30 protein-coding genes are annotated in these 26,464 nt (G+C 63.8%); 13 read left to right on the top strand and 17 right to left on the bottom strand.

Going from position 1 to position 26,464, the window contains the following annotated elements:
• Positions 1 to 76: 76 nt before the first annotated feature.
• Both A6B35_RS03505 and A6B35_RS03500 read right to left on the bottom strand, forming a co-directional pair.
• Positions 77 to 508 (bottom strand): hypothetical protein, encoded by a 432-nt coding sequence (locus A6B35_RS03505; RefSeq protein ID WP_244425938.1) that lies wholly within the window; start codon positions 506 to 508, stop codon positions 77 to 79.
• A gap of 154 nt (positions 509 to 662) precedes the next feature.
• Positions 663 to 1,886, bottom strand: coding sequence for an argininosuccinate synthase (locus tag A6B35_RS03500; protein WP_006202700.1), 1,224 nt, complete (start codon positions 1,884 to 1,886; stop codon positions 663 to 665).
• Positions 1,887 to 2,052: 166 nt separating this feature from the next.
• Here A6B35_RS03500 and A6B35_RS03495 point away from each other — a divergent pair, with 166 nt between their 5' ends.
• Complete coding sequence (locus A6B35_RS03495) at positions 2,053 to 2,694, top strand: LysE family translocator (RefSeq protein WP_006202699.1); 642 nt, start codon at positions 2,053 to 2,055, stop codon at positions 2,692 to 2,694.
• Here the strand turns inward: A6B35_RS03495 and A6B35_RS03490 are convergent.
• From A6B35_RS03490 to A6B35_RS03470, 5 genes are all read right to left on the bottom strand, one after another.
• A complete protein-coding gene (locus tag A6B35_RS03490) occupies positions 2,666 to 3,145 on the bottom strand; it encodes a hypothetical protein (RefSeq protein WP_006202698.1) in 480 nt (159 codons plus the stop codon). The genes A6B35_RS03495 and A6B35_RS03490 overlap by 29 nt on opposite strands.
• On the bottom strand, positions 3,142 to 4,374 hold the full coding sequence (gene rlmN / locus A6B35_RS03485) for a dual-specificity RNA methyltransferase RlmN (protein WP_006202697.1): 1,233 nt from the start codon (positions 4,372 to 4,374) through the stop codon (positions 3,142 to 3,144). Before rlmN ends, A6B35_RS03490 begins: the two co-directional genes overlap by 4 nt.
• Before the next feature lie 288 nt (positions 4,375 to 4,662).
• Entirely contained in the window at positions 4,663 to 5,166 is a 504-nt protein-coding gene (locus tag A6B35_RS03480; protein ID WP_006202696.1) for an invasion associated locus B family protein, read from the bottom strand.
• A gap of 251 nt (positions 5,167 to 5,417) precedes the next feature.
• Positions 5,418 to 5,780 carry a YkvA family protein gene (locus A6B35_RS03475; protein WP_006202695.1) on the bottom strand — a complete coding sequence of 121 codons (363 nt, stop codon included), beginning with the start codon at positions 5,778 to 5,780 and terminating at the stop codon, positions 5,418 to 5,420.
• A 117-nt stretch (positions 5,781 to 5,897) separates the two neighbouring features.
• Entirely contained in the window at positions 5,898 to 6,194 is a 297-nt protein-coding gene (locus tag A6B35_RS03470) for a 4a-hydroxytetrahydrobiopterin dehydratase (protein WP_081482158.1), read from the bottom strand.
• A 107-nt stretch (positions 6,195 to 6,301) separates the two neighbouring features.
• Between A6B35_RS03470 and A6B35_RS34230 the strand changes: the two genes are divergently transcribed.
• The gene (locus A6B35_RS34230; protein WP_081482157.1) at positions 6,302 to 6,820 is read left to right on the top strand and encodes a low molecular weight protein-tyrosine-phosphatase; all 519 of its coding nucleotides are present in this window, start codon (positions 6,302 to 6,304) and stop codon (positions 6,818 to 6,820) included.
• On the opposite strand, the gene thpR is transcribed toward A6B35_RS34230, so the two are convergent.
• On the bottom strand, positions 6,724 to 7,320 hold the full coding sequence (gene thpR / locus A6B35_RS03460) for an RNA 2',3'-cyclic phosphodiesterase (protein WP_006202692.1): 597 nt from the start codon (positions 7,318 to 7,320) through the stop codon (positions 6,724 to 6,726). The genes A6B35_RS34230 and thpR overlap by 97 nt on opposite strands.
• Positions 7,321 to 7,437: 117 nt before the next feature.
• Complete coding sequence (locus A6B35_RS03455) at positions 7,438 to 8,082, bottom strand: arylesterase (RefSeq protein WP_006202691.1); 645 nt, start codon at positions 8,080 to 8,082, stop codon at positions 7,438 to 7,440.
• A gap of 84 nt (positions 8,083 to 8,166) precedes the next feature.
• On the opposite strand from A6B35_RS03455, the gene A6B35_RS03450 reads away from it, so the two are divergent.
• The 4 genes from A6B35_RS03450 (at position 8,167) to A6B35_RS03435 (ending at position 13,107) form a co-directional block, all read left to right on the top strand.
• Positions 8,167 to 8,865 (top strand): ABC transporter ATP-binding protein, encoded by a 699-nt coding sequence (locus A6B35_RS03450; RefSeq protein WP_006202690.1) that lies wholly within the window; start codon positions 8,167 to 8,169, stop codon positions 8,863 to 8,865.
• Positions 8,865 to 11,414 carry an ABC transporter permease gene (locus tag A6B35_RS03445; protein WP_006202689.1) on the top strand — a complete coding sequence of 850 codons (2,550 nt, stop codon included), beginning with the start codon at positions 8,865 to 8,867 and terminating at the stop codon, positions 11,412 to 11,414. The genes A6B35_RS03450 and A6B35_RS03445 overlap by 1 nt, the downstream gene beginning before the upstream one ends.
• Before the next feature lie 236 nt (positions 11,415 to 11,650).
• Complete coding sequence (locus A6B35_RS03440) at positions 11,651 to 12,424, top strand: Bax inhibitor-1/YccA family protein (RefSeq protein ID WP_006202688.1); 774 nt, start codon at positions 11,651 to 11,653, stop codon at positions 12,422 to 12,424.
• A 107-nt stretch (positions 12,425 to 12,531) separates the two neighbouring features.
• The gene (locus tag A6B35_RS03435; RefSeq protein WP_006202687.1) at positions 12,532 to 13,107 is read left to right on the top strand and encodes a GNAT family N-acetyltransferase; all 576 of its coding nucleotides are present in this window, start codon (positions 12,532 to 12,534) and stop codon (positions 13,105 to 13,107) included.
• On the opposite strand, the gene A6B35_RS03430 is transcribed toward A6B35_RS03435, so the two are convergent.
• Together A6B35_RS03430 and A6B35_RS03425 are read right to left on the bottom strand one after the other, a co-directional pair.
• Positions 13,104 to 13,493: a DUF2794 domain-containing protein gene (locus tag A6B35_RS03430; RefSeq protein ID WP_006202686.1), complete on the bottom strand. Its 390-nt coding sequence runs from the start codon at positions 13,491 to 13,493 to the stop codon at positions 13,104 to 13,106. The genes A6B35_RS03435 and A6B35_RS03430 overlap by 4 nt on opposite strands.
• 582 nt (positions 13,494 to 14,075) lie before the next feature.
• Complete coding sequence (locus A6B35_RS03425) at positions 14,076 to 14,834, bottom strand: DUF1223 domain-containing protein (protein WP_006202685.1); 759 nt, start codon at positions 14,832 to 14,834, stop codon at positions 14,076 to 14,078.
• A gap of 184 nt (positions 14,835 to 15,018) precedes the next feature.
• Here A6B35_RS03425 and A6B35_RS03420 point away from each other — a divergent pair, with 184 nt between their 5' ends.
• Positions 15,019 to 15,684: a ceramidase domain-containing protein gene (locus tag A6B35_RS03420; protein ID WP_006202684.1), complete on the top strand. Its 666-nt coding sequence runs from the start codon at positions 15,019 to 15,021 to the stop codon at positions 15,682 to 15,684.
• A 70-nt stretch (positions 15,685 to 15,754) separates the two neighbouring features.
• Here A6B35_RS03420 and acnA read toward each other — a convergent pair whose 3' ends face one another.
• Entirely contained in the window at positions 15,755 to 18,445 is a 2,691-nt protein-coding gene (gene acnA / locus A6B35_RS03415) for an aconitate hydratase AcnA (RefSeq protein WP_006202683.1), read from the bottom strand.
• A gap of 282 nt (positions 18,446 to 18,727) precedes the next feature.
• Between acnA and ccmA the strand changes: the two genes are divergently transcribed.
• From ccmA to A6B35_RS03395, 5 genes are read left to right on the top strand one after another with little or no spacing between them, the layout of a single operon-like run.
• The gene (gene ccmA, locus A6B35_RS03410) at positions 18,728 to 19,336 is read left to right on the top strand and encodes a heme ABC exporter ATP-binding protein CcmA (protein ID WP_006202682.1); all 609 of its coding nucleotides are present in this window, start codon (positions 18,728 to 18,730) and stop codon (positions 19,334 to 19,336) included.
• Positions 19,337 to 19,391: 55 nt separating this feature from the next.
• Positions 19,392 to 20,057, top strand: coding sequence for a heme exporter protein CcmB (gene ccmB, locus A6B35_RS03405; protein ID WP_006202681.1), 666 nt, complete (start codon positions 19,392 to 19,394; stop codon positions 20,055 to 20,057).
• A complete protein-coding gene (locus A6B35_RS37135) occupies positions 20,057 to 20,185 on the top strand; it encodes a hypothetical protein (RefSeq protein WP_006202680.1) in 129 nt (42 codons plus the stop codon). The genes ccmB and A6B35_RS37135 overlap by 1 nt, the downstream gene beginning before the upstream one ends.
• On the top strand, positions 20,182 to 20,376 hold the full coding sequence (gene ccmD / locus A6B35_RS03400; RefSeq protein WP_006202679.1) for a heme exporter protein CcmD: 195 nt from the start codon (positions 20,182 to 20,184) through the stop codon (positions 20,374 to 20,376). The genes A6B35_RS37135 and ccmD overlap by 4 nt, the downstream gene beginning before the upstream one ends.
• On the top strand, positions 20,376 to 20,951 hold the full coding sequence (locus A6B35_RS03395) for a DsbE family thiol:disulfide interchange protein (protein WP_006202678.1): 576 nt from the start codon (positions 20,376 to 20,378) through the stop codon (positions 20,949 to 20,951). The genes ccmD and A6B35_RS03395 overlap by 1 nt, the downstream gene beginning before the upstream one ends.
• Positions 20,952 to 21,191: 240 nt before the next feature.
• Here A6B35_RS03395 and A6B35_RS34225 read toward each other — a convergent pair whose 3' ends face one another.
• Entirely contained in the window at positions 21,192 to 21,359 is a 168-nt protein-coding gene (locus tag A6B35_RS34225; RefSeq protein WP_006202677.1) for a hypothetical protein, read from the bottom strand.
• Positions 21,360 to 21,644: 285 nt separating this feature from the next.
• Between A6B35_RS34225 and A6B35_RS03390 the strand changes: the two genes are divergently transcribed.
• A complete protein-coding gene (locus A6B35_RS03390) occupies positions 21,645 to 22,565 on the top strand; it encodes an SMP-30/gluconolactonase/LRE family protein (protein WP_006202676.1) in 921 nt (306 codons plus the stop codon).
• 3 nt (positions 22,566 to 22,568) lie between these two features.
• Here A6B35_RS03390 and A6B35_RS03385 read toward each other — a convergent pair whose 3' ends face one another.
• From A6B35_RS03385 to ftsY, 4 genes are all read right to left on the bottom strand, one after another.
• On the bottom strand, positions 22,569 to 23,111 hold the full coding sequence (locus tag A6B35_RS03385) for an NADPH-dependent FMN reductase (protein WP_006202675.1): 543 nt from the start codon (positions 23,109 to 23,111) through the stop codon (positions 22,569 to 22,571).
• Between the two features lie 40 nt (positions 23,112 to 23,151).
• Entirely contained in the window at positions 23,152 to 23,772 is a 621-nt protein-coding gene (locus tag A6B35_RS03380; protein WP_006202674.1) for a pyridoxamine 5'-phosphate oxidase family protein, read from the bottom strand.
• Positions 23,773 to 23,840: 68 nt separating this feature from the next.
• The gene (locus tag A6B35_RS03375) at positions 23,841 to 24,509 is read right to left on the bottom strand and encodes a septation protein A (protein ID WP_006202673.1); all 669 of its coding nucleotides are present in this window, start codon (positions 24,507 to 24,509) and stop codon (positions 23,841 to 23,843) included.
• A 60-nt stretch (positions 24,510 to 24,569) separates the two neighbouring features.
• Entirely contained in the window at positions 24,570 to 26,456 is a 1,887-nt protein-coding gene (gene ftsY / locus A6B35_RS03370) for a signal recognition particle-docking protein FtsY (protein ID WP_040582909.1), read from the bottom strand.
• Positions 26,457 to 26,464 lie beyond the last annotated feature (8 nt).

Raw genomic sequence — 26,464 nt, 5'->3', positions numbered from 1 at the left:
CTAATCGATGGAAAGCCCGGCCATGCGCCGGGCTTTTTGTTTATGGAGCAGGGAACGACCAGGTTCGATATCACTCTCAATAATGCGCGTAGCCGCTCAACGGGCATTTCTGGGAAGCGGGAACCTGGAAGGTGCCGTCAATACCGTTGCAGTTACGGAACTTGGAGTTCCGCGGCGTCGGGGCTTGCGGAGGCGCTTTTGACTTACCCTTGATGACCATCCAGATTTCGGTCGGTTGGTCGAGTTGCAGCCGGTTCAAGTCGGAGTAGCTGATCCGCCCGCTGCGTATCCCTTCGCCAAGCCGATGGCAGAACAAGGCCGGCATGCGCTCCTGCGAGACGCCCATGAAAGAGGCCATTTCGTGCTTGAACGTGATGCTCCATAGGTGGACAGCGGAGATGCACCCATCCGAATCCAGCTTCTGCTCGCGTTTCGCGGCTGCCTGCGAGGACGGGCAGCCCGTAAAGAAGATGGCCGCCGCTAGCAGCAGAAAAATGGAGTTTTTCACTGTCAAAGCCCCCCGTATCCCCACGAGAACTTAAATGAAGTCGCCGAAAGGTCAAACAGGAAACTATCCGAGGCGGTGTGACTTATCGCATATTAGCGGCGCCAAATAAAAACCCGGCGTTTCCGCCGGGTTTTGTTCGGGCAATAGGCTTGGCTCAGCCCTTGCGGTTGCGTGCCGCCAGTGTGCGCAGCCTCAGCGCGTTGAGGCGGATGAAGCCGGCGGCGTCCTTCTGGTCGTAGGCGCCGCGGTCGTCCTCGAAGGTGACCAGAGCGTCGGAATAGAGCGTCTTCCTCGACTTGCGGCCGGTGACCATGACGTTGCCCTTGTAGAGCTTGAGCCGCACCGTGCCTTCGACGTCTTCCTGGCTCTTGTCGATCATCGCCTGCAGCATCAGCCGCTCGGGCGAGAACCAGAAGCCGTTGTAGATTAGTTCCGCATAGCGCGGCATGAACTCGTCCTTGAGGTGGCCGGCGCCCCTGTCGAGCGTGATCGACTCGATGGCGCGGTGCGCTGCGATCAGGATGGTGCCGCCAGGTGTTTCATACACACCCCGCGATTTCATGCCGACGAAGCGGTTCTCGACCAGGTCGAGCCGGCCGATGCCATTGTCGCGGCCGAGATCGTTGAGGGCGGCCAGCATGGTCGCCGGCGACAACTTCTTGCCGTTCAGCGCAATCGGATCGCCCTTGAGGAATTCGATCTCGATCTCGGTGACCTTGTCCGGCGCATCCATCGGCGAAACGGTACGCTGGTGGACGAATTCCGGCGGCTCGGTCCACGGGTCTTCCAGCACCTTGCCCTCCGAAGATGAGTGCAAAAGGTTGGCGTCGACCGAGAATGGCGCGTCGCCCTTCTTGTCCTTCGGCACCGGGATCTGGTGCTGCTCGGCGAAGTTGATCAGGTCGGTACGCGATTTGAACGACCAGTCGCGCCACGGCGCGATGACCTTGATGTCGGGATTCAGCGCATAGGCCGACAGCTCGAAACGGACCTGGTCGTTGCCCTTGCCGGTAGCACCATGAGCAATTGCATCGGCACCCGTCTCCCTGGCGATCTCGACCAGGTGCTTGGAGATCAGCGGCCGGGCGATCGAGGTCCCGAGCAGGTAAGTGCCTTCATAGACGGCGTTGGCGCGAAACATCGGGAAGACGAAGTCGGCGACGAATTCCTCGCGCACGTCGACGACGCGGATGTCCTTGATGCCCATCATCTCGGCCTTGCGGCGCGCCGGCTCCAGCTCGCCGCCCTGGCCGAGGTCGGCGGTGAAGGTGACGACTTCGGCGCCGAGCTCGGTCTGCAGCCATTTCAGGATGATGGAGGTGTCGAGGCCGCCGGAATAGGCGAGCACGACTTTCTTGACGTCTTTTGCTTTTGACATTTGGCGGTTCCGCGACAGGAGTTCTCGGCCGGCGAGGTATCACGGCGTTTCCGGCCTGCGCAAGAGACGAACGGTGGCTGGACCAGACGCCGGATCAGCCAGAAGCTGGCAAGGGCAAGACACTTGCGTTATGGCTGCGCCGTCTTTTGCTGCCTTGAGAACGGCCATGTCCTTCATTCCCGACACCACGACGCTGATCCAGTTTGCCATCGCCACCGTCATCCTGGCGATCACGCCGGGGCCCGACATGACGCTGTTCGTCTCGCGGACACTGAGCCAGGGCCGCGCCACCGGCTTTGCCTCGATGGCGGGGGCGCTGTGCGGCACGCTGATCCACACCACGCTGGTGGTGGTCGGCATTTCGGCGCTGATCGTCGCCTCGCCGATGGCCTTCTTCGTGCTGAAGATTTTTGGCGCCGGCTATCTGGTGTTCCTGGCCTGGCAGGCGCTGGCCAAGGGCTCGGCGTTTTCGCCGGAGAAGAAGAGCGGGCCTGAGATATCGCTGTTCCGCAGTTGGGCGGCTGGGCTCGGCGTCAATCTGCTCAACCCGAAGATCATCCTGTTCTTCATGACCTTCCTGCCGCAGTTCGTCTCGGCGCACGATCCGAACGCACCGGGCAAGCTGTTCTTCCTTGGTGCGGTGTTCATCGTGCTGTCGATCCCGGTGACGGCGCCGATGGTGTTTGCTGCGGAAAAGTTCTCGGCGGCGATGAAGGCCAGCCCGCGCGTCACGCGGGTGGTCGACTATCTGTTTGCCGGCGTGTTCTCGGCCTTCGCGCTCAAGATCCTGACGGCCCAGGCGAAATAGGCGCTTCGCTTTTCCACCAGCTTCCGGCCCAGCGGCCGGCGGCGAGCCAATAGAAGATGCCACCGACCATGCCGCAGCCGATCACGGCAGCGATGGCACGGGGGTCGGTGACGTCGAAATCGGCGTCGGCGTTCTGATGGACAAAGCCGAGGAAGACCGCGGCAACCACGCCGCCGGCAAGCGCGTAGAACAGCCAGTCGCGCCGCCCGAGGATTTCGGAAATCAGGATGACGATCGCCGCCGGCATGAAGCCGAAATAGGCGACGAACAGCGCCACGAACGGAATAGAGAAATAGAGCGAGGCGGTCGCCGTCGGGTGGGTCTGGTCCGGCGAATAGCCGAGCGAAGCCAGGAACAGGATGTTGAGGAAGGCGCTCGCCGCCAGCGAGGCGACGACATAGCCGATCAGTATGACGGCGAAGCGGACGAGATAGGCGAGAAGACGGCTCACGCCTCGCCGTGCCCCGCGATCATCATGGCTTCCAGCGCGAGGCGGTCGACTTTGCGCATGCGCTCCGATTCCGACTTCAGCTGGCCGCAGGCGGCGAGGATGTCGCGGCCGCGCGGGGTGCGGATCGGCGAGGCGTAGCCGGCATTGTTGATGTAGTCGGCGAACTTCTCGATCGTCTCCCAGTCGGAGCACTGATAGTTGGTGCCCGGCCACGGGTTGAACGGGATCAGATTGATCTTGGCCGGGATGCCCTTGAGCAGCTTGATCAGCCCCTTGGCGTCGTCGATGGAATCATTGACGTCCTTCAGCATCACATATTCGAAGGTGATGCGCTTGGCGTTGGACAGGCCAGGATAGGCGCGGCAGGCGGCGATCAATTCCTTCAGCGGATACTTCTTGTTGATCGGCACCAACAGGTCGCGCAGATCGTCATTGGTGGCATGCAGCGAGATCGCCAGCATGACGCCGATCTCCTCGCCGGTGCGGAAGATTTCGGGCACGACGCCGGAGGTCGACAGCGTGATGCGCCTTTTCGACAGGGAAAGTCCGTCGCCGTCGGAAGCGATCAACAGCGCCTTCTTCACCGCCTCGAAATTGTAGAGCGGCTCGCCCATGCCCATCATGACGATGTTGGAGACTTTTCTGCCCTCGGCCGGCACGATGGCACCGTCCGGCGTATCGCGGTCGGGGAAATCGCCGAGCCGGTCGCGGGCGGTGAGCAACTGGGCGAGGATTTCCTCGACCGTCAGGTTGCGCACCAGTTTCTGCGTGCCGGTGTGGCAGAAGGAGCAGGTCAGCGTGCAGCCGACCTGCGAGGAGATGCAGAGCGTGCCGCGGCCCTCTTCGGGGATGTAGACGGTTTCGATCTCGACCGGCCGGCCAGCGCCGCGCGGCGGAAAGCGGAACAGCCATTTGCGGGTGCCGTCGGCGGAAATCTGCTCCTCGACGATCTCGGGCCGCGCCACGGTGAAATGCTTGTCGAGTTCGGCGCGCAGGTCCTTGGAAATATTGAACATACCGGCAAAGTCGGAAACGCCGCGTACATACATCCAGTGCCAGAGCTGCTGGGCGCGCATCTTTGCCTGGCGCTCCGGCACGATGCCGGCTTCGACCATGGCAGCACCGAGCTCGGCGCGGGTCAGGCCGATCAGCGTCGGCTTTTCGGGCGCGGCGCGGGCGCGCAACGCGTCACGGGCGCCGTCGGCGGTCAGATCGAACGAAAGGGTCATGGTAGCGCCAATATAAGCGGTTTGCGGCCGATTTCAGCATCGTGCCCGAAATGAAGCGCGGCGCATAGCACAGGTTGCGGGCGGAGTCATGCAGGGGAGCCGTCTTACCTTCTCCCCTTGTGGGAGAAGGTGGATCGGCGCGCCAGCGCCGAGACGGATGAGGGGTGCGTGACGGAAACGAGGCGGCGGCGATTTCCACCGTATCGCCAAGCTGGAACACCCCTCATCCGTCGCCTTCGGCGACACCTTCTCCCACAAGGGGAGAAGGGGAGTCGCGCTAGGCGAGCCTTATTTGCACTTGGCGATCGAGGCCAGTGCGGCCGAGATGCCCTTCAACGAGAAGACATAGGTGGTGGTGTTGCCGCGGCCGGACTTGGCCGACACTTTCATGTCGGTGCCGGTCTTCATGGCGGCGATCAGCACCGGCTCCTCGGCGGCGTTCTCGACCCAGGCCGACTTGCCGCGGGTGAACATCGAGAAGGATTTCTTGTCGATGGTGACGGTGGCCTTGGAGCCTTCCTGGAAATTGTAGCCGGCGATGAATTGCGGCTCGTAGGAGACTTGCTGCCCCGGCCGCTGGCTGACGAAGAAGAACATGTCGCCATGGTCGAGCGTCGGTGGCTGCTTGTCGGTCGGCACGGTGAGCACGTAGCAGACCTTGCCGCCGGATGCCTGGTAGCTGTAGGTGCCCCAGGCATTGTGCTGGCCGATCTTGGTCGCCGACTGCGCCAGCGCCGGCGCGGCCAGGGCCACCAGGACCAGGCTGGAAACTGTAGCAATCAATCCGCGCATCGTTTTTCCCGTATTCCAACTGGTGCGGCGGCAGGCCGGTCTGGCGTCCTGCCCGTCGCTTCATTTTGATTTAATCTGGGTTACCAAACGGTGAATTTTCCTCAAGAAAAGGACCCACACCCCAGGAAACCGCCGCCATCACCGCACTGCCGCTCGAAAAGCAGCAGCGCGACGTCCCTGTCTCGACTTGGAGGCCACGAAAGCGGCAAGAGTTTGTCTTTTCAAACCACCCCTGCGTGCGCTGTGCCGGCTCAGCTCTTGTCGGCAATCGCCTGCTTGGCGGCCTGCCGGTGCGCCGGTGTAATGTGGGCGCTGACGGTGGTGATCGCGGCCGTCAGCACGGCGATATCGTCGGTGAAGCCGAGGCCCAGGACGAAATCGGGGATGAAGTCCACCGGCAGCACGAAGTAGCCGAGTGCCGCCACCAGGATGCCCTTGGCGCGCAGCGGCGTGTTCTTGTCCATGGTGCAGTAATAGGCTGCCACCACGTCCTCCATAAACGGGATCTGCCGGGCAGCCTTCTTGGCGGTGCGCCAGAACTTCTCGCGCACCTCACGCTCGCCGGCAAGCTTGTCGCCAAAGCCGAAGAAATCAAAACCGGAATCTTGCGCCATCAATCTCTCCTTGCAGGCGGCTGCGTATCGTTCAACGCGCGGCTGCGAGCAAAAATGTGGTGAAAGCCGACCCCCGCTGCAAGATGCCGGCGCCGATTTGGCATCGCGGGGCGTCACTCAGCCGCCGAAATAGCGGTTCATCTTCTTCGCCAGCTCGATATCGAGTGCGGTCACGCCGCCGGCATCGTGCGTGTTCAGCGTGACGTCGACGGTCTTGTAGACGTTCGACCAGTCCGGATGATGATCCATCTTTTCCGCCGCCAGCGCGACGCGGGTCATGAAGGCGAAGGCCTCGGAGAAGTTCTTGAAGACGAAGCTGCGCTTGATCGAAGCGCCGTCGGCAGCCAGCGACCAGCCGCCCAGTTCAGCAAGGGCAGCAGCGATAGCGTCCTTGCCCAGTTTCTCTCTCGTCATGTCGGATTCCTGTGCTATTCGAAAAATGACCCTCACCATAATGCATGTCGCCCAAAAGTGCGTCGCGGTTTTGGGACAGCGAGATGCACAAAAATAGCGCCGGATCGATGAGCGCAAAGCCCATAAAATCCATTCTGTTCGTCTGCCTCGGCAATATCTGCCGCTCGCCACTGGCCGAGGGCGTTTTTCGCGCCGTCTGGGCCGAGCGCGCAGGGGGCCTGGATATGGTGCTCGATTCAGCCGCGACCGGCGGCTGGGAGGTGGGCTCGGCCCCCGACCCACGCTCGATCGCGATCGCCGCCCGCCACGGTATCGACATTTCCGGACAGACAGCGCGCAAGGTCAGGCCGGAGGATTTTTCCCGTTTCGACCTGATCCTGGGGATGGACCGGCAGAATGTCCGCGACCTGAAGGCGCTGGCGCCAGCCGCCGTGCACGACCGCATCCATCTTTACCTGGAGTTTGCGGGCGGAAGCGGTCGCGATGTGCCGGACCCTTACTATGACGGGCCGGAGGCGTTCGCGACCGTCTACCGCATGATCCGCGAGGCGTCGGAAGCGCTGGCGGCACGGCTGGCAGCGCGCGTCTCGGCGCCCGACAGCGGCCAGGCTTCCTCGACGATATAGGGGCCGCCGCCGACCGAATCGCGCGACGACATCAAGACGAAGCGGCCAACGCGGAACGGCAGCGTCGAAAAATTGCCGCGCGCCGAAAGATATTGGGCGACGTCGAGCGGGCTCGAATTGCGCAAGCGCGCCAACGTCACATGCGGCGTGAATTTGCGTGGGTCGGCCGCAAGGCCAAGCCGCTGGCAGATGCGGTCGATTTCGGCTTGCAGGCCGGCAAGATCCGGAGAGGCCGAAACGCCCGCCCATACCGCATGCGGCTTTTTCTGGCCGAAGGCGCCGACGCCGGTAAGGGCCATCGGGAAGGACGGGCGATGGACCCGGTCGAGCGCGTTGGCGATCTCGTCGGCGACGTGGCCCTCGACATCGCCGATGAAGCGCAGCGTCAGATGGTAGTTTTCGACGTCGATCCAGCGGGCTCCGGGCAGGCCGCCCCGGAGCAGGGACAGCGAAAGGGCAGCATCACGCGGAATTTCGAGGGCGGTGAAAAGACGTGGCATGGAAAGCCTCCTGTCCTCGAATCGAACTCACGCCCCTAGCGAATCATCGATATTCAAACGGGGCAAGCGGTTTGTTGGCTCCGCGGTTTCCCTTGCGGCAACCGTGACTTTTCGGCCTCATGACGCGCCGCCCGCCCCGGCAATAGCCTTTTCGACTGTCGGCAGGATGCGCACGACCATCATTTCGACACCCTTGGCGTTGGGATGCAGGCCGTCCTCCAACCGCAGCCCGGCATGGCCGGCGACGCCGTCCAGAAAGAACGGGTAGAGCGGAACGCCGTATTTCGCGGCCAGCTTCGGATAGATCGCGTCGAAGGCGTTCTGGTAGTCGGCGCCGAGATTGGGGGCGGCGCGCATGCCGGCCAGAAGCACGGCGATCTTGCGCTGTTTGAGCCTGGCCAGCATCTCATCCAGGTTCTTTTCGGTGATGCCGGGCGAGACGCCGCGCAGCATGTCGTTGGCGCCGAGCTCGAGGATCACCAGTTGTGTGCCGTCGGGCACCGACCAGTCGAGCCGCGCCAGGCCGCCGCTTGTCGTATCGCCGGAAACGCCGGCATTGGCGACCGTCACGTCATGACCCCTGGCGCGCAGCGCGGCCTGCAATCTGTCGGTAAAGCCTTCGCCGGGACCAAGGCCGAAGCCCGCCATCAGGCTGTCGCCGTATCCGACGATGGTGAAGGTCTCGGCGCGTGCCGACGAAATCGCACTGCTGATCGCGGCGAAAAGAACGAGGGCTGCGGCAAGAGTGTGTTTGAAAGCCATGCGGCAGGCCCCATATGAGCGGAACAATTTCTTGGCGAAGGCAAACTTCGTCCCCTATACCATCCCATATAGGACGCTTTCATTGTGACAGAAGCCGTCATCGTGCTGAAAGACGTATCGCTGACGCTCGGTGAGGGCGCGTCCTCGGTCCATGTGCTGAAGGGCGTCAGCCTCGATGTCGCCGCCGGCGAAGCAACCGGCATCGTCGGACCGTCAGGCTCCGGAAAGTCGACGCTGCTGATGGTTCTGGCAGGGTTGGAAAGGGTCGATTCGGGCACGGTTCGAATCGCCGGCGAGCTGCTTAACGGCAAAAGCGAGGACCAGATCGCATCGTTTCGTGGGCGAAACATTGGCATCGTCTTCCAGTCCTTCCATCTCATCCCGAACATGACGGCGCTCGAAAATGTCGCGGTGCCGCTCGAACTCGCCGGCCATGCCGATCCGTTCGGTGTGGCGGCACGCGAACTCGCGGCAGTCGGCCTCAGCGACCGCGTCACCCACTATCCCGGCGAATTGTCCGGCGGCGAGCAGCAGCGCGTGGCAATCGCACGGGCTCTGGCGCCGTCGCCGCGCATCCTGGTCGCCGACGAGCCGACCGGCAATCTCGACCAGGCGACGGGGCGGCAGGTCGCCGACCTCCTGTTCGCCAAGGCGGCCGAGCGCGGCATGACGCTGGTGCTGGTCACGCATGATCCGGCGCTGGCGGCGCGCTGCTCGCGCCAGGTCTCGATGCGCTCGGGACGGATCGAGGACACACCGAGGCCGCTGAAGGTGACGGCCTGATGCCGCTATCGCAGACGCTGAAGCTCGCGGTCCGCTTCTCGCTGCGCGAAATGCGCGGCGGGCTGTCGGGCTTCCTGATCTTCCTTGCCTGCATCGCGCTTGGCGTCGCGGCAATCGGCGGCGTCAATTCGGTGGCGCAGGCAATTACCGCCGGCGTTGCCAATCAGGGCCAGACGCTGCTTGGCGGCGATTTGCGCTTCCAGCTCAACCAGCGCGACGCGACGCCGGACGAACGTGGTTTCGTCGATCGGCTGGGCGCCGTTTCGCACAGCGCCAGCATGCGCTCGATGGCGCGGCTCGAGGACGGCTCCGACCAGTCGCTGGTCGAGGCCAAGGCGGTCGACGACGCCTATCCGCTCTATGGCGCGCTGGAGACCGAGCCGCAGCTATCGAGGCAGGACCTGTTCGGCGAGAAATCCGGCGTCTTCGGCGCCGTGGCACCCGACCTGCTGTTCGACCGGCTGAACCTCAAGATCGGCGACCGGCTGAAGCTCGGCAGCGCCACATTCGAACTGCGCGCCAGGCTCACCAGCGAGCCGGATGCGGTGTCCGACGGTTTTGGCTTCGCGCCGCGGCTGCTGGTGTCGACCGAAGGGCTTGCCGCATCCGGCCTGATCCAGCCTGGCAGCCTGGTCGAGCACGCCTACAAGATCCGCCTGCCCGCCGGCGCCAGCGAGGCTGATATCAAGGCGATCCAGGACCAGGCCGCAGCGGACTTTCCGCAGGCCGGCTGGTCGATCCGCACGCGCAGCAACGCGGCACCCGCGCTGTCCTCCAACATCGAGCGCTTCTCGCAATTCCTGACCCTGGTCGGGCTGACGGCGTTGGTGGTCGGTGGCGTCGGCGTGGCGAACGCGGTGCGCGCCTATCTCGACGGCAAGCGCGGCGTCATCGCCACCTTCAAGAGTCTGGGCGCCTCGGGCGGTTTCGTCTTTGCCGTCTACCTGGTGCAGATCCTGCTGATCGCCGGTCTCGGCATCGTGCTTGGCCTCATCCTCGGCGCCTTGATGCCGTTCGCGGCGAGCGCGGCCCTTCAGTCGGTCATCCCGGTGCCGGCGGAGGGCGGCTTCTATCCCGGCGCGCTTGCCATGGCGGCGCTGTTCGGGCTGCTGGTGACGCTGGCTTTCGCGCTGCTGCCGCTCGGCCGCGCCCGCGACGTGCCGGCGACGGCACTGTTTCGCGAGATGGGCTTCGAGAGCCGCGGCTTTCCGCGCCTGCCCTATGTGGCGGCAGCGGTCAGCATCGCGCTCGCTTTGGCGGCCTTGGCCATCCTGTTTTCCGGCGACCCCCGCATCGCCTCGATCTTCGTCGGCGCCACCGTCGTGTCATTCCTGGTGCTGCGCCTCGTCGGCGCGCTGGTGCAATGGATCGCCAAGAGAAGCCCGAGGGTCCGCTCCGTCGCGCTGAGGCTCGCCATCGGCAACATCCATAGGCCGGGGGCACTCACGCCGTCGGTGGTGCTGTCGCTCGGCCTCGGGCTAACACTGCTGGTGACGCTGGCGCTGATCGACGGCAATCTCAGGCGGCAGATTTCCGGCAGCCTGCCGGAACGGGCGCCGAACTTCTTCTTCGTCGACATCCAGAACAGCGACGTCGATGCCTTCTCGGCGCTGGTCGGCGGGCAGACGCCGCAGGGAACGCTGGTCAAAGTGCCGATGCTGCGCGGCCGGGTGATGGCGCTGAACGGCGTCGATGTCGAAAAAGTCAAGGTGCCGGCGGAAGGCGCCTGGGTGCTGCGCGGCGATCGCGGGCTGACCTATGACGACCGCCAGCCCTCGAACGCGACGCTGACGGAAGGTTCATGGTGGCCGCAAAACTATGCCGGCGAGCCGCTGGTGTCGTTCTCGGCCGAAGAAGGCAAGGAGATCGGGCTGAAGCTCGGCGACACTGTCACCGTCAATGTGCTGGGACGCAACGTCACAGCGAGGATCGCCAATTTCCGCCAGGTCGAGTGGGAAACCATGGGCATCAATTTCGTCATGGTGTTCTCGCCCAACACATTTGCAGGTGCGCCGCATGGCTGGTTGGCGACGCTGACCGAGAAGAACGCGTCGGCGGCGGACGATGCCCGCCTGCTCAATGCCGTCACCCGCGCCTTCCCGGCGGTGACGACGGTGAGGGTCAAGGACGCGCTTGATATCGTCAACCGGCTGGTGGCGCAGCTCGGAACGGCCATCCGCGCCGCCGCCGGCGTGGCGTTGATTGCGTCCGTGCTGGTTCTGGCCGGCGCGCTCGCCGCCGGCAACCGGGCCCGCATCCACGACGCTGTGGTGCTGAAGACGCTGGGTGCCACCAGGCGAACGCTGATAGCGGCCTTCTCGCTCGAATATATGCTGATCGGCCTTGCCACCGCGGTCTTCGCTTTGGCGGCTGGCGGGGTCGCTGCGTGGTTCGTCGTCGCGCGCATAATGACCCTGCCATCGCATTTCATGCCGGAAGTGGCGGTGGCAACCATAGGCTTTGCGCTGGTCATCACGGTCGGCATCGGCCTTGCCGGAACTTGGCGGGTGCTGGGGCACAAAGCGGCGCCGGTGCTGCGAAATCTCTGATCCGAAACCGCCTGAATCGGCCCACTTTCGATTAAATCTCGTTAATGTTGCGGCTGGGGCGGCTGATAAACCGCAATTTGGCTGCTTCACGAAGCATTACGCTCGGTTACGGTCTTGTTCTTGTCGCCAAGAACCATCATATTCCGCCGCAGGCATGCTGGAGCCCCGCCAGCGGCGCCTGGGCTCGATCGAGCCTGACACCGGACCGGACGGGGCAGAAGCAAAAGAGGATTCCAATGGCTGATCCCATTCGCAATTACCAGACGCGCGCCGTACCCGGCGTGGCCGTCGATATCGATCAGGGCCTGCGCGCCTATATGATCAAAGTCTACAATCTGATGGGACTTGGCTTGCTCATCACTGGCCTTGCCGCTATCGGCACGATCATGCTGGCCACCACCACCGATCCGGCCTCGGCGGTCGCAACGCTGCCGAGCGGCGAGATGCTGACCTCCTTCGGCTACGCGATCTTCGGGTCGCCGCTGCGCTGGGTCGTCATGCTGGCCCCGCTGGCCGCGGTGTTGTTCCTGTCGTTCCGTGTCCAGTCGATGAGCGTGTCGGCCGCGCAGACGACGTTCTGGGTCTATGCCGGCCTCGTCGGCCTGTCGCTGTCGTCGATCTTCCTTGTCTACACGACGGCCAGCATCTCGCAGACCTTCTTCGCCACCGCTGCCGCCTTCGGCGCGCTGTCGCTCTACGGTTACACGACCAAGCGCGACCTGACCGCGATCGGCTCGTTCCTGATCATGGGCCTGTTCGGCCTGATCATTGCGATGGTGATCAACATCTTCCTGCAGTCGTCGGCTCTGTCCTTCGCCGTTTCGGCGATCGGCGTGCTGATCTTCTCGGGCCTGACCGCCTATGACACGCAGAAGATCAAGGAGATGTATTTCGAGGGCGACGCCACCGATGTCGCCGGCCGCAAGGCGATCATGGGCGCGCTGACGCTCTATCTCGACTTCATCAACCTGTTCATGTTCCTGCTGCAGTTCATGGGCGATCGCCGCTGATTTCGCAGTTGGACCATCGAGTTCCCGAAGGGCGGCCCAACGGCCGCCCTTTTCTTTTGTGCCGGCCTTTGCTGTTATCTCAGGCAGGCAAATGGCATGCATAAATTATGAGCAGCATCACCATACGGGCCGCCAGTTCGGCCGACCTCGATCGAATCACGGAAATCTACGCCGACGCGGTGACACACGGCACCGCGAGTTACGAGCTTGAGCCGCCCAGCCGCGCCGAAATGGGCAACCGATTCGATAGCCTGACGGCGGGCGGCTTTCCCTTTCTGGTTGCGGAAAAGGACGGCGCCGTGCTCGGCTATGCCTATGCAGGCCCGTTCCGGCCGCGCCCGGCCTATCGTTTCGTCGTCGAGGATTCGGTCTATGTCGCTCCGGAGGCCAAGGGCCAGGGCGTCGGGCGGCTTCTGATGGACGCGCTGATCGAGGCGGCGCGCGTTGCGGGGTTTCGCCAGATCATCGCCGTCATCGGCGACGGCCATGCCGAGAGCGCTTCGGTGCGGCTGCATGAGAAGCTCGGCTTTCGCCATTCGGGCCGCCTGGAAGGCTCCGGCTTCAAGCACGGACGCTGGCTGGACACGGTGTTCATGCAGCTGTCGGTGAATGGCGGAGCGCAGCTCCCGCCCGATCCCGCCTCGCTGCCGGAGCGCAAATTCCGGCAAAAATCAAATAGTTAAGCTTCGACCACCTTCAGCTTGCTGTCGAAGACCCCGAGCACGCGGCCGAGCTCCTGGCCACGCTTGAGGATGCTGCCACCGGCGGCGATGACGGCAAAGGCGCCCTGCCGGCGCGCCAGCTTCGGGTCCTTGACGATCTGGAACAGTGGCACTTCGCTGGCGCGGCGGAAGACGGAAAAGACGGCGCGGTCGGAGAGGTGATCGATGGCGTAGTCGCGCCATTCATTCGCGGCGACCATGCGCCCGTAAAGTCTCAGGATCTGGTCCAGTTCGCGCCGGTCGAAGCGCACCGGCTGGTCGAGGCGTTCGCGTCTTGCCTCATGCAGCGGGATCAATATTGCGGATGCGTCCCCATCCTCCGTCCCACTGCCGCCGCGATCGGTCATGCCTCGATCCTTCGAATGAATCTTCGCTTGCAGAAGTTGGCGTGTTCGCTGCCGAATTGCAAGGCCCCGGCTAAGCAAGCCAGAGCCAAGCCGTTTCCGCCACGTCCAGTCACGTTTGTCTAACGCCTGTTGGAATTGGTGATGCTTCGCCACATTCCTGCCTTATTTTATCCGCGCTGATGCCCCAATCTCCGACGAGTTTACCGGCGTTGCCTGAGACGGTTCGGTCCGGCACCGGCTCGTAAACCCCAAGCCCCCCGCCCACGGGTCTGCGTCGGATCGAACCAACCTCGGTTTTTCCCTCGGAAAAATCGGGTGCGACGATCCCAAAACCTAAATGACCGGCGTCAGAAGCAAGCTGACGCCGGTTTTTTGTTGGCTTGAGCCGTGGTGGTGTGCGCGGCCTTCCCTTCTCCCCTTGTGGGAGAAGGTGGATCGGCGCGCAGCGCCGAGACGGATGAGGGGTGTTCCAGCTTGGCAACAAGCGCGAAATCATCGCCGCCTCATTCCTTGCAACACCCCTCATCCGACAAAGCTTCGCTCGGCCACCTTCTCCCACAAGGAGAGAAGGGGGTGCCCTTGCTAAAGACGGTCGGGCTTGCGAATAAACGCGGCGCCCAGGATCGGCCCGGGGGTGCCGTCCTTGCCGACCGACTGCAGCAGCACCGCGCAGCCGCCCTTCTTGGAGATCTCGGTCATCGGCAATTCGTAGCGCTGCGCCTTGCCGTGCCACATGCCGGCGGTCTGGATGCCGGAGACAGCGTTCCAGTAGGTCATGCTGCGACCGCTGTTTTCGCCCTTGGCGATGTCGATCGTCTGCGGCGCATTGAAATAGACGATGACGACATGGGCATCGGTGGGGCCGCTGCCGGCGTCGCCGGTGTCGATCATGACGCGGTCGCTGGTGCGGCTGACCTTGATACCGACCCGCATGCCTTCGCCGGTCTTCTGCAGGCGGGCAAGCGTGCCGTCGACTTCCTTGCGACTGGCGCCGTTGACATGGCTGCGGCCGTTGATGACGGCTTGCGGCGTATAGACCGATCGGCCGCCGAAGGCGCGCATATAGTCATACTGCCGCTCGGTGTTCTCCTTGCGGCTCAGCGTGTCCTGCCAGCCGAGATAGTCCCAGTAGTCGATATGATAGGCGAGCGCGATGATGTTTTCCTTGGCGGCGAGCTCGGCGAAGAACGCGTCGGCCGGCGGACAGGAATTGCAGCCTTGGCTGGTGAAAAGCTCGACCACGCCGAGCGGTTTGTCAGACTCTTGCGCAAGCCCGTTGCCGGCGAAGGCCGAAAGGGCCAGCGCCAGTGCCGCAAGCCGCAATGATCCCTGAAATGCCATGGCCGTTCCAATTTCCCGCCGGTGACGCCGGCTTTGTCGTGATTGCTAAAATATGTGGCAGAAGCGACAGTCAACGGGAAGTCACGTTGCGGTGAAATTTTGTGGTTGCAACTGAAGGCAAGCCCGCAATAGGAGAGGCGTCTGCACTTTGCGGTGCGGTTCGATTGGAGGCGGCGGCACCAGCATGTGGCAAACTCTCCTGACGCCGGTCGATCTTTATTGTGAACGGACAGGCCCGGAACTTTGGGCCGAACCGGTCAATGCTCTGACAAATCTTGCGTTTCTTGCCGCCGGCCTGTGGGGTGTGCGTGAGGTGCGCCGGTACGGCACCGGCACTTTCGCCGAAGTGCTGGCCTGGTGGGTGGTGGCGATCGGCATCGGCTCGACGCTGTTCCATACCTTCGCCATCCGAGCCACGATCTGGGCCGACGTGCTGCCGATCGCCGGTTTCACGCTCGCCTACACGCTGTTCACGCTGCGTCGCTTCCTCGGCATGGAATGGGGCAAGGCGATCGCCATCTTCGTCGCCTTCTACGCCGTCGCCGGGCTGCTGACATGGGCGGTGCCGGACTGGCTGCGGCAGGCCTCGAACGGCACGACCGGCTATCTGGCGCCCTTCCTGGCGCTTGCCTTCCTCGGCACATGGACAGCGTTGAGCGGCAGCGGCGCCGGCCGCTACAATCTGGCGGCCCTGGCGATCTTCGTCGTCTCGGTCATCTGCCGTATGGCCGATCCGCTGGTCTGCGGCAGCTTCCCGCTCGGCACGCATTTCCTGTGGCACATGCTGAACGGCCTGATGCTCGGCGTGCTTCTGGCCGCGACGGCGCGCTTTGGCGCGCCGAGGCAGTAGGCAGTAGGCAGTAGGCAGTAGGCAGTAGGATGGTCCCGTTCCCTACTGCCTAAGCCCTATTCCCTGGCCGCTACGCGGCCAGATCGCGCAGCACGTACTGCAGGATGCCGCCGTTCTTGAAGTAATCGAGCTCGTCCAGCGTATCGATGCGGCAGATGATCGGCACGTTCTTCACCGTGCCATCGCCGTAAGTGACCTTGGCGGTCATCTTCTGGCGCGGCTTGATGGCGTCCAGGCCGTCGATCTCGACCAACTCGTCGCCCTTGAGGTTGAGCGAGGCCCATGATGTGCCGTCCTCGAAGACGAAGGGGATGACGCCCATGCCGACCAGGTTCGAGCGGTGGATGCGCTCGAAGGACTGGGCGATGACCGCGCGGACACCCAAGAGATTGGTACCCTTGGCCGCCCAGTCGCGCGACGAACCGTTGCCGTATTCGACGCCGGCGAAGATGACCAGCGGCACGCCGTCCTTCTTGTACTCCATCGCGGCGTCGTAGATCGACGTCTCTTCCTTCGACGGGTAGTGGATCGTGTAGCCGCCCTCGCGGCCGTTCTCGCCCAGCATGTGGTTGCGGATGCGGATGTTGGCGAAGGTGCCGCGCATCATCACCTCATGGTTACCGCGGCGCGTGCCGTACTGGTTGAAGTCGGCAACGCCGACGCCATGGTCGGTCAGGTATTTTCCGGCCGGCGAAGCGGCCTTGATGGAGCCTGCCGGCGAAATGTGGTCGGTGGTGATCTTGTCGCCGAACAGGCCAAGCACGCGCGCGCCCTTGATGTCGCCGATCTTGCCGAAGCCCGACGTCATGCCGGCGAAATAGGGCGGATTCTGCACATAGGTCGAGTTGTCGTCCCAGGCATAGGTCTGGCCCTCCGGCGCCTTGACCTTCTGCCAGTACTCGTCGCCCTTGAAGACGTCGGCATATTTGCGGGCGAACAGCTCGCGCGTCACGTTCTTCTCGATGAACTCCTGGATCTCGGCCGAGCTAGGCCAGATGTCCTTGAGATAGACCGGCTCGCCGTTCTTGTCCTCGCCGAGCGGCTCGGTGGTCAGGTCCTTGGTCACCGTGCCGGCCAGCGCGTGGGCGACGACCAGCGGCGGCGACGCCAGGTAATTCGCTTGCACGTCGGGCGAGACGCGGCCTTCGAAATTGCGGTTGCCGGACAGGACCGCGGCAGCAATCAGGCCCTTATCATTGATGGTCTTGGAAATCGGCGCCGGCAGCGGGCCGGAATTGCCGATGCAGGTGGTGCAGCCGAAGCCGACAAGGTTGAAGCCGATCTGGTCGAGCTCCTTCTGCAGGCCGGACTTCTCCAGATATTCGGCAACCACCTGGCTGCCCGGCGCCAGCGAGGTTTTCACCCAGGGCTTCTGCTTGAGGCCAAGCCGGTTGGCGTTGCGGGCGAGCAGGCCGGCACCGATCAGCACGCTCGGATTGGAGGTGTTGGTGCAAGAGGTGATGGCGGCGATGACGACGTCGCCATGGCCGAGATCGTGCGAAGTACCTTCGACGGCGTAGCGCTTGGAGATCTCGGCGGCCTTCTTGTATTCGGTCTCCATCGCCTTGGCGAAGCCGGCCGGAATGCCTTCGAGCGCGACGCGGCCTTCCGGGCGCTTGGGGCCGGCCATCGACGGCACGACGTCGCCGAGCTCGAGTTCGAGCAGGTCGGTGAAGACCGGGTCGGCCGATCCGGCGTCACGCCACATGCCTTGCGCCTTGGAATAGGCCTCGACCAGCGCGATGCGGTTTTCCTCGCGGCCGGACATGGTCAGGTAGCGGATGGTTTCAGAGTCGACCGGGAAGAAGCCGCAGGTGGCGCCATATTCCGGCGCCATGTTGCCGATGGTGGCGCGGTCGGCCAGCGTCATGTTGGAGAGGCCGGGGCCGAAGAACTCGACGAACTTGCCGACGACGCCCTTCTTGCGCAGCATCTGGGTGACGGTGAGCACGAGGTCGGTGGCGGTGACGCCTTCCTTGAGCCTGCCGGTGAGACGGAAGCCGATGACTTCAGGCAAAAGCATGGAGACGGGCTGGCCGAGCATCGCGGCCTCGGCCTCGATGCCGCCGACGCCCCAGCCGAGCACGCCGAGGCCGTTGATCATGGTGGTGTGCGAATCGGTGCCGACGCAAGTGTCGGGATAGGCGGTGGTTTCGCCGTCCTCGGCGTTGGTCCAGACGACCTGGCCGAGATATTCGAGATTGACCTGGTGGCAGATGCCGGTGCCGGGCGGCACGACGCGGAAATTGCGGAAGGCCTGCTGGCCCCATTTCAGGAACTTGTAGCGTTCTTCGTTGCGCTCATATTCGAGCTCGACATTGCGGGCAAAGGCCATCGGCGTGCCGAACTCGTCGACGATGACCGAATGGTCGATGACGAGGTCGACCGGCACCAGCGGGTTGATCTTCTGCGGATCGCCGCCGAGCGAGGCCATGGCGTCGCGCATGGCGGCAAGGTCGACCACCGCCGGAACGCCGGTGAAATCCTGCATCAGCACGCGGGCCGGGCGATAGGCGATCTCGACGCCTGCGGTGCCCTTGTCGGTGAGCCAACCGGCGACCGCCTGGATGCTTTCCTTGGTGACGGAGCGACCGTCCTCGTTGCGAAGCAGGTTCTCCAGCAGCACTTTCATCGAATAGGGCAGCTGGGCGATGCCGGTAAGGCCGTTCTTTTCGGCCTCGATGAGATCGTAATAGACATAGTCCGCGCCACCCGCAGTCAGGGTGCGGCGGCAGTTGAAACTATCGAGGGATTTTGACACGCGATCCGTCCTTGTCTGTTCAGCCTGAAAGGGAACGGACGCCGATGGCATGCAATCACGCGCAAAGGTGCGGGTACGGCCATTTCCGCTGTCCGTTCCCAGCCAACCCGAGCCGTTCAAGGCGGCGCGTGCGCTGGTTCGGCGCTAATTCTGTTCCCGTGCCGACCGCTGGCACGGATGACCCGGATATAGAGAATTTCCTGGAATAGTTCTAGACACGGAATCGCCATTTTTGCTGCGGCGCACCGAAGCGGCGCTTGGACTTTCGGCGAAGGGGAACGAATGCGGCTGATCGCCGAAAATCTGGGCGGCGAACGCGGCGGCGAGCCAGTCTTTTCCGGCATCGGCTTCGCCCTGGAAAAAGGCGAGGCGCTGGTCGTCACCGGGCCGAACGGCGCCGGCAAGTCGACGCTGCTCAGGGTCATCGCCGGGCTGCTTCCGGTGGCGGGAGGCCGCGTACGAATCGAAGGCGGAGGCGAGGATTTCCCGTCGATTGCTTCGGCCTGCCACTATCTCGGCCATCAGAACGCGATGAAGACGGTGCTCAGCGTGGCGGAGAATCTGCGCTTCTGGCGGGATTTTGCCGGTGCAGGTTTGTTGAGTGTTGAAGAGGCGCTGGAGACTGTCGGGCTCGGAGGGATCGGCCATTTGCCGTTCGGCTATCTCTCGACGGGGCAGAGGCGACGGATTTCGATCGCCAAATTGCTGGTCAGCCAACGGCCGCTGTGGCTGCTGGATGAGCCGACGGCTGGGTTGGACAAGGCGTCGGAGGCACGGTTTGGCGGGGTGATGACGGATCACTGTCGGCAAGGGGGGGTCATCATAGCAGCAACGCATTTGCCATTGGGACTGGATGGGGCGAAGGCGTTGGTGATGGGGGAGACCGTTTGATGTCGGCGAAGGAACGCTACATTTCGCGTTGCCGCCATCAAGGGCCCGCATCCTAATGTGGTCGCTCTTCCTCCGCGACATCCGCCTCTCCATCCGTGCCGGCGGCGGCGCGTTGACCGGCGTGATCTTCTTCCTCGCCGTGATCGCCACGATCCCCTTCGGCGTCGGGCCGGACCTCAATCTGCTGGCCCGCATCGGTCCGGCGATCCTGTGGATCGCGGCACTGCTTGGTTGCCTGCTCGGGCTCGACCGGCTGTTCCAGGCCGATCGCGAAGACGGCTCGCTCGATCTTCTGGTGCTGGGCCACGACCGCCACATGCTGGCGCTGACGGTCCTGGTGAAATGCCTGGCGCATTGGGCTGGCAGCGTGCTGCCGCTGGTCATTGCCGCGCCCCTGCTCGGCCTGTTCATGAATATGGCGCCGATCGGCATCGGCGCAACCGCGCTGACCCTTCTGGTCGGCACGCCGGCGATTACTTTCATCGGAGCGGCGGGCGCCGCCGTGGCGGTGGCCCTGCCGCGCGGCGGGTTGCTGATCTCGGTGCTGGTGCTGCCGCTGACCATCCCGGTGCTGATCTTCGGCGTCTCGGCAAGTTACGGCGCGGTGGCGGACCCCGATCCGTTCCTGCAGCCCTTCCTCATTCTCGCCGCGCTGACCCTGTTTCTTGCCGTGCTGGGGCCGTTGGCCGCAGCGCTGGCGCTGCGGCATGGGACCGACTGATGCATTGGGCCGTGGGCGGCTGCGGCGCGGCGGCCGATTGCGAAGCCGGGACGGCAAGGCTAAGGGAAGGCATGATCGAACACGGCGACATGATTGGGTCGGACGCCCGCGCGGAGCAGCTGGCGTGAGCGTACACGCGCTCTATGTGACTGCCGCCTATGCCATCACGGCGATCGTGCTAGCCGGGCTGATCGGCTGGATATTGATCGACCAGCGCGGGCGCAAGCGCGACCTGGCAGAGCTGGAGGCGGCCGGCGTGCGTCGCCGCTCCGACAAGGGCGCCGGCGACAAGAGTGTTCGGGAAAAGGGCGCCAATTGATGAGCAGCGAAACCGAAACGCCGGCCCGTCGCCGCCTGATCGTGCTGCTGCCGCTGGTGATCTTCCTCGGCTTGGCGGGGCTGTTCCTGTTGCAGCTTCTGTCCGGCCGCGATGTTTCGGAAGTGCCGTCGGCACTGATCGGCCTGCCGGCGCCGCAGACCAATCTGCCGGCGCTCGAAGGCACCAACCTGCCCGGTCTCGATTCGAAACAGTTCGCCGGCAAGGTGACGCTGGTCAATGTTTTCGCGTCGTGGTGCGCGCCGTGCCGCGAGGAGCATCCGGTGCTGCTGGCGCTGTCACAGGACAAGCGCTTCGTCACGGCGGCGCTGAACTACAAGGACCAACCGGAAAACGCCCGCCGCTTCCTTGGCGAGCTCGGCAATCCGTTCCAGGCGATCGGCGTCGACGAAGCCGGACGCGCGGCGATCGACTGGGGCGTCTATGGCGTGCCGGAAACCTTCGTCGTCGGCAAGGACGGCAAGATCGCCTACAAGCATGTCGGTCCGCTGACGGCCGAGTCGGCCGAGACGCTGCTGGTGCCGCAGATCGAGAAGGCTCTGGCTGCCCCAGGTTGAGGCGTCCCTTAGGCTTCGTCATCCCGGGGCGAAGCAAGGAGCGAAGCGACGCGGCGCAGACCCCAGGATCCATGCCGTGACATCAGCTAAAGAATGCAGCGGGCCAAAACAATCGCCCGCTGGGCAACGCCGGACAGAAATTCAGCACCGTTGCGGGTGCTTGAAGGTCACGGCATGGATCCTAGGGTCTGCGCTCCGCTTTGCGTCGCTACGCCCTAGGATGACGAAGGTGATGCAGGCTCAGCCGTAGATCTGCTTGTGGATCTGGTAGAGCATTTCCGAGCGGTCGGCGCGCATGTCGGCCAGGTCGCGGGCGGTGAAGCTGTCGATTTCGGCGACGAGACGGTTGTAGTGCTTGCGCTTGGCAATGCTCTGGCGAGCGCGGGTCATGAGGCTGTCGATGATCATAGCAAGGTTCCTTTCGTGCCGCATTCTGGCGGCGAATTGTTCCTCCCTTGATCGTTACGGAGCATGACATAGTAATGGTGCGTTGCAAAAAGAAGATGTTGCAATGCACCATTGCGCCCAGTGCATAGCCGGTTAACCGGCCCTTACCCGCAATTCCTGCGGGACGGCATCGCTCCCGCCTTGCCTGGAGGCCTCAAGATGCGGTGAAGCACTCATCATCGATCTTGCCAGATCGGCCGCCGGCTGGCTTGATCGCGCCCGATCTCAAGTGCCTGGAGGAAAAGCATGGCCGCCGCAGACTGTTATGAAGTTCTCGATCCGCGTTTCGCGCGGCTGTTCAACTCCAACGCGCAAGTGGAAAAGCTGTTCACCGGCTGCCAGTGGGCGGAAGGCCCGGCCTGGTTCGCCGCCGGCCGCTATGTGGTGTGGTCCGACATCCCCAACAACCGCATGCTGCGCTACGACGAAACCGACGGCAATGTCAGCGTCTTCCGCCAGCCCTCCGGCAATTCCAACGGCAACACGGTCGACCGGGAGGGCCGGCTGGTGACCTGCGAGCATTCGGGCCGCCGCGTCAGCCGCACCGAACATGACGGTTCGATCACGACCATCGCCGACAAATGGCGCGGCAAGCGGCTGAATTCGCCCAATGATGCGGTGGTGAAGTCCGACGGCTCGATCTGGTTCACCGATCCGACCTATGGCATCGACACCGACTATGAGGGCGACAAGGCCGAGAGCGAGATCGGCGCCTGCAATGTCTACCGGGTCGATCCCGACAGCGGCGAGATCGAAGCCGTGATCACCGACATGGTCAGGCCCAACGGGCTGGCCTTCTCGCTCGACGAGAGCAAGCTCTATGTCGTCGACACCGGTCGTACGCATGGCGCGAAGAACCCTGCGCATATGCGCGTGTTCAATGTCGGCAAGGGCGGCAAGAAGGTTTCCGGCGACAAGGTGTTCGCTGACTGCACTTCCGGCATGTTCGACGGCTTCCGGCTCGACGAGGACGGGCGCATCTGGACGAGTGCGGCCGACGGTATCCATTGCTACGATCCGGACGGGACGCTGATCGGCAAGGTCAAGGTGCCCGAAGTCACCGCCAATTGCGTGTTCGGCGGCAACAAGCGCAACTGCCTCTATATAGCCGGCACCACTTCGCTCTACATGGTTCGGCTGATGGTCAACGGCGCCAAGACGTTTTGAACCTCATGTCGGTCGGCGGGCGCGGATGAAGCCGGCGAAGGCCGAAACCGCCTCGCGCATGGCCAGCCGGCTTGCCGGCTCGGCCAGGATATTGTCCATCTCCGGTGGCTTCTTGCCGATCAGGACGACCTCGAGTGCGGTATCCTCATAGAGCGCGAACGACATCGTGCGCATGATCTCGGCCAGTGCAGCGCGGGCAAACAGCGAGCGCGGCGAGGCATGCACCAGCATGGCCGGCTTGCCGACCGCTGCATCGCGCGACACCAGCCAGTCGAGCCCGTTCTTCAGCCCGCCCGGCACGCCATGGGCGTATTCGGGGCAGGAGACGATGACGCCGTCGGCGCGGGTGACGGCGTCGATCAGCCTCGAAGCCTCCGGCGGCGTGCGTTCGCCCTCGTCGTCGGGGTTGAAGATCGGCAGCCGGCCAAGCCCGTCATAGACGGTGACGCGGCAATCCGAAGGCGCGTTCGCGGCCAGCGCCGTCAGCAAGGCCGAATTGGTCGAGGCGGCGCGCAGGCTGCCGGAAATGGCGAGGATTTCGATCAAAGGGATGCGAGCCGGGTGAACGGAGAATCGTTCCCAAAAGCTACCACAGGGTTTTCTGGTAATCCTCGTCCAACTCGCGGTCGATATCGCCCGCGGTGTCGGCCAGCGTCAGCTGGTCGCGCATGATCTGGCCCAGCGTCGGCAGCGTCGCGCGGTCGTACCAGGTCTCGGGTTTCCACAGATCGGAGCGCATGAAGGCTTTGGCGCAATGCATGTAGGCGGCTCTGACCGACACCACGACGACGCTTTGCGGCGCCTTGCCGTCGATCGCGAGGCGTTCGCGCAAACCGGCATCGACGGTGATGCGGGCATCGCCATTGACGCGCAACGTCTCGTTCATGCCGGGGATGAGGAAGAGCAGCCCGATGGACGGATTGCGGATGATGTTTTCGAGCGTGTCCAACCGATTGTTGCCGGGCCGGTCGGGGATGGCGATGGTCCTGTCGTCGAGCACGGCGGTGAAGCCCGGTCTGTCGCCCTTCGGCGTCACATCGGCGTTGCCGGCGCCGTCTGAAGAGCCGATCAGCACGAAAGGGCTCTTGCCGATGAAGGAGCGGCAGTGACCGTCGAGCCCTTTCAGTTCCTTGCGAATGGAGCCGTCGGTCGGCCGGGGCGTCTTGTAGATCGTCCTCAGCTCGTCGCGCGTGGTGACGAAGTCCATCCCGGTCTCCCTCTTGTTCCAACGCAATTCCGGACGGAAAACCGCTACACACTTTTCCTGGAATTGCTCTACTTGCCGGCCTTCTCTTCGGTCTTGTCCTCGAGCGAATGGCGCAGGATCAGCGGCATCTGGCTGAAGGTGAAGAGAAGCGTGATCGGCATGATGCCCCAGACCTTGAAGGTAACCCAGGCATCGGTCGAAAAATTCCGCCACACCACTTCATTGACGAGGGCCAGGAACAGGAAGAACAGCCCCCAACGGAAGGTGAGCTTCTTCCAGCCTTCGGCGTCGAGGCTGAAGGCGGAATCGAAGACGTAGCCGAGCAGCGACCGGCCGAAGAACAGGCCACCGAGCAGCACGCCTCCGAACAGCGTGTTGACGATGGTCGGCTTCATCTTGATGAAGACGTCGTCTTGCAGATAGAGCGTCAGCGCGCCGAAAATAAAGACGACGACGCCCGACACCATCGGCATGATCGGCAGAGTGCGGGTGAGCAGCCAGGAGGCGATCAGCGCGATCGCGGTCGCGGCCATGAACAGGCCGGTGGCGACGAAGATCGGGCCGCCGAATTCGGCCAGCACGGGAAATTTCTGCACCAGCCATCCGCTGCGCGCGTTGGCGAAGAAGAACACCAGCAGCGGGCCGAGCTCGAGTGCCAGCTTGAGCACCGGGTTGACGGCTTCTTTCTTTTGTTTCTGCGGATCCGACGGGTCGCGCTCGAGAATGGGCGGGTTCATAAGCTTCCTTCTTGCGCGTGATCCAATCCAAAAAGCTTGCGCCTTTCGAGATCACGCTTGTTAGGCCACTCCAGCGATCGCCCTGGCGAATTCGCTTGCCGAGAAAGGTTCGAGGTCGTCGACCTGTTCGCCGACGCCGATGAAATAGACCGGCAATTTGTGCTTTGCCGCGATCGCCACCAGAATACCGCCACGCGCCGTGCCGTCCAGCTTGGTCATCACCAGGCCGTTGACGCCGGCGACATTGCGGAAGATCTCGACCTGGTTGAGCGCATTCTGGCCGGTGGTGGCGTCGACCGTCTGCAGCACGGTATGCGGCGCCTCCGGATCGAGCTTGCCCAGCACGCGGACGATCTTTTCCAGCTCCGCCATCAGCTCGGTCTTGTTCTGCAGTCGGCCGGCGGTGTCGATGATCAGCACGTCGGAGCCGGCCTCCTTCGCCTTCTCGAAGGCGTCGTAGGCGAGGCCGGCGGCGTCGGCGCCGAGTTTGGAGGCGATCACCGGCGACTTCGTCCGCTCGCCCCAGATCTTCAACTGCTCGATCGCCGCAGCGCGGAACGTGTCGCCGGCGGCAAGCATCACCGACAGGCCGCCATCGGTCAGCTTGGCCGCCAGCTTGCCGATGGTCGTGGTCTTGCCGGTGCCGTTGACGCCGACGACCAGGACGACATGCGGCTTGTGCGAGAGGTCGAGCTCCAGCGGCATGGCGACATGGGTCAGCACCTTCTCCACCTCGGCCGCCATCACGGCGCGCACTTCGGTATCGGAGACATCCTTGCCGTAGCGGCTGGACGCAAGCGCGTCGGTGACGCGCAAGGCCGTCTCCAGGCCAAGGTCGGCGCGGATCAGCACGTCCTCCAGATCCTGCAGCGTGTCCTCGTCCAGCTTGCGCTTGGTGAAGACGCCTGCAATGTTGCCGGAGAGTTCGCGGGACGAACGGGCAAGCCCGTCCTTCATGCGCTGGAACCATGAGCGCCTCGGCGCCGGCTCCGGCGCCTTCTGCGGCTCGGCTTTCTGCTCGACCTTCTTGGAGACGGTCACCTTGCCGGGAGCGGGTTTTGGCTCCGGCGCGGGTTGCGGTACTGGCTGCAACTCGGGCGCGATCTCGGCGAGGATCGGCTGTGGCTCGACAGGCGCGGGCTGGCGAATAGGCGCTGGGATTTCGGCCGATGGTGCAGCTTCGGCAGAAGAGAGGCCAAGATCGCTAGGTTCGCGCTGCCCCTCACCCTCACCCTCTCCCAGTGAAGGACGGGGAGAGGCGGGCGCGAGCGTTGAGGCTTCTTCTTTGATGTCTGCAAGAGGGGTGCTGGCGCTAAGATCAGCTCCCTTCTCCCCGTCACTATACGGGGAGAAGGTGCCGGCAGGCGGATGAGGGGCAGGGCCGAGCTCTGAAGATGGCGGCGCAGAAGACGGCGTCGATGGTGGTATCTCGACCGGTATGGGCGTCTCCGCCGGGAGCTCTGCAGGAGGCGTCGGCACTTCGACGGGTGCTGGTTCCGGCTGCCTTTCCGGGCGTGACGGAACGATCTCCGGCTCGGCCGGCGCGGGTGGCGGGACTTCCTGAGGCTGAGGCTCGGGGGCAGGCTCGGGAACGACGGGCGCAGGAACTTCCTGAGGCGCTGGCGGCTCGGCAGGTATCTCAGGAGCGCGTTTCGGCTCTTCTATAGGCTCGGGTTCCGGCAGAGGTTCCGGCTCGGACGGAACAATCGGCTCCGGCGCCGGTGGAATGGTCGGGGTCGGCTCGGGCTTCGGCTCCTCGGGCGCTGGTTGCGGTGCGTCCTTTACCTCCCCATCAAGGGGAGGGTTGGGTGCAGCCTGCTCAGTCGCAGGCTTCAGCGCGTCCAGCGCCTCCCATTTGATCGGCGGCAGCGGTGCGGTCTCGTCGATCCGCTCCTCGACCACTTCCTTCTTGCCGAACGAAAATATCTTCTTGAAAAAACCAGCCATGCTTTGCG

Origin of the sequence: Mesorhizobium amorphae CCNWGS0123, assembly GCF_001686985.1 — a bacterium.
GTDB classification, from domain to species: domain Bacteria; phylum Pseudomonadota; class Alphaproteobacteria; order Rhizobiales; family Rhizobiaceae; genus Mesorhizobium; species Mesorhizobium amorphae.
The sequence above is the reverse complement of the archived record's forward strand: the minus strand, read 5'-3'. Positions and strand labels throughout refer to the sequence as shown.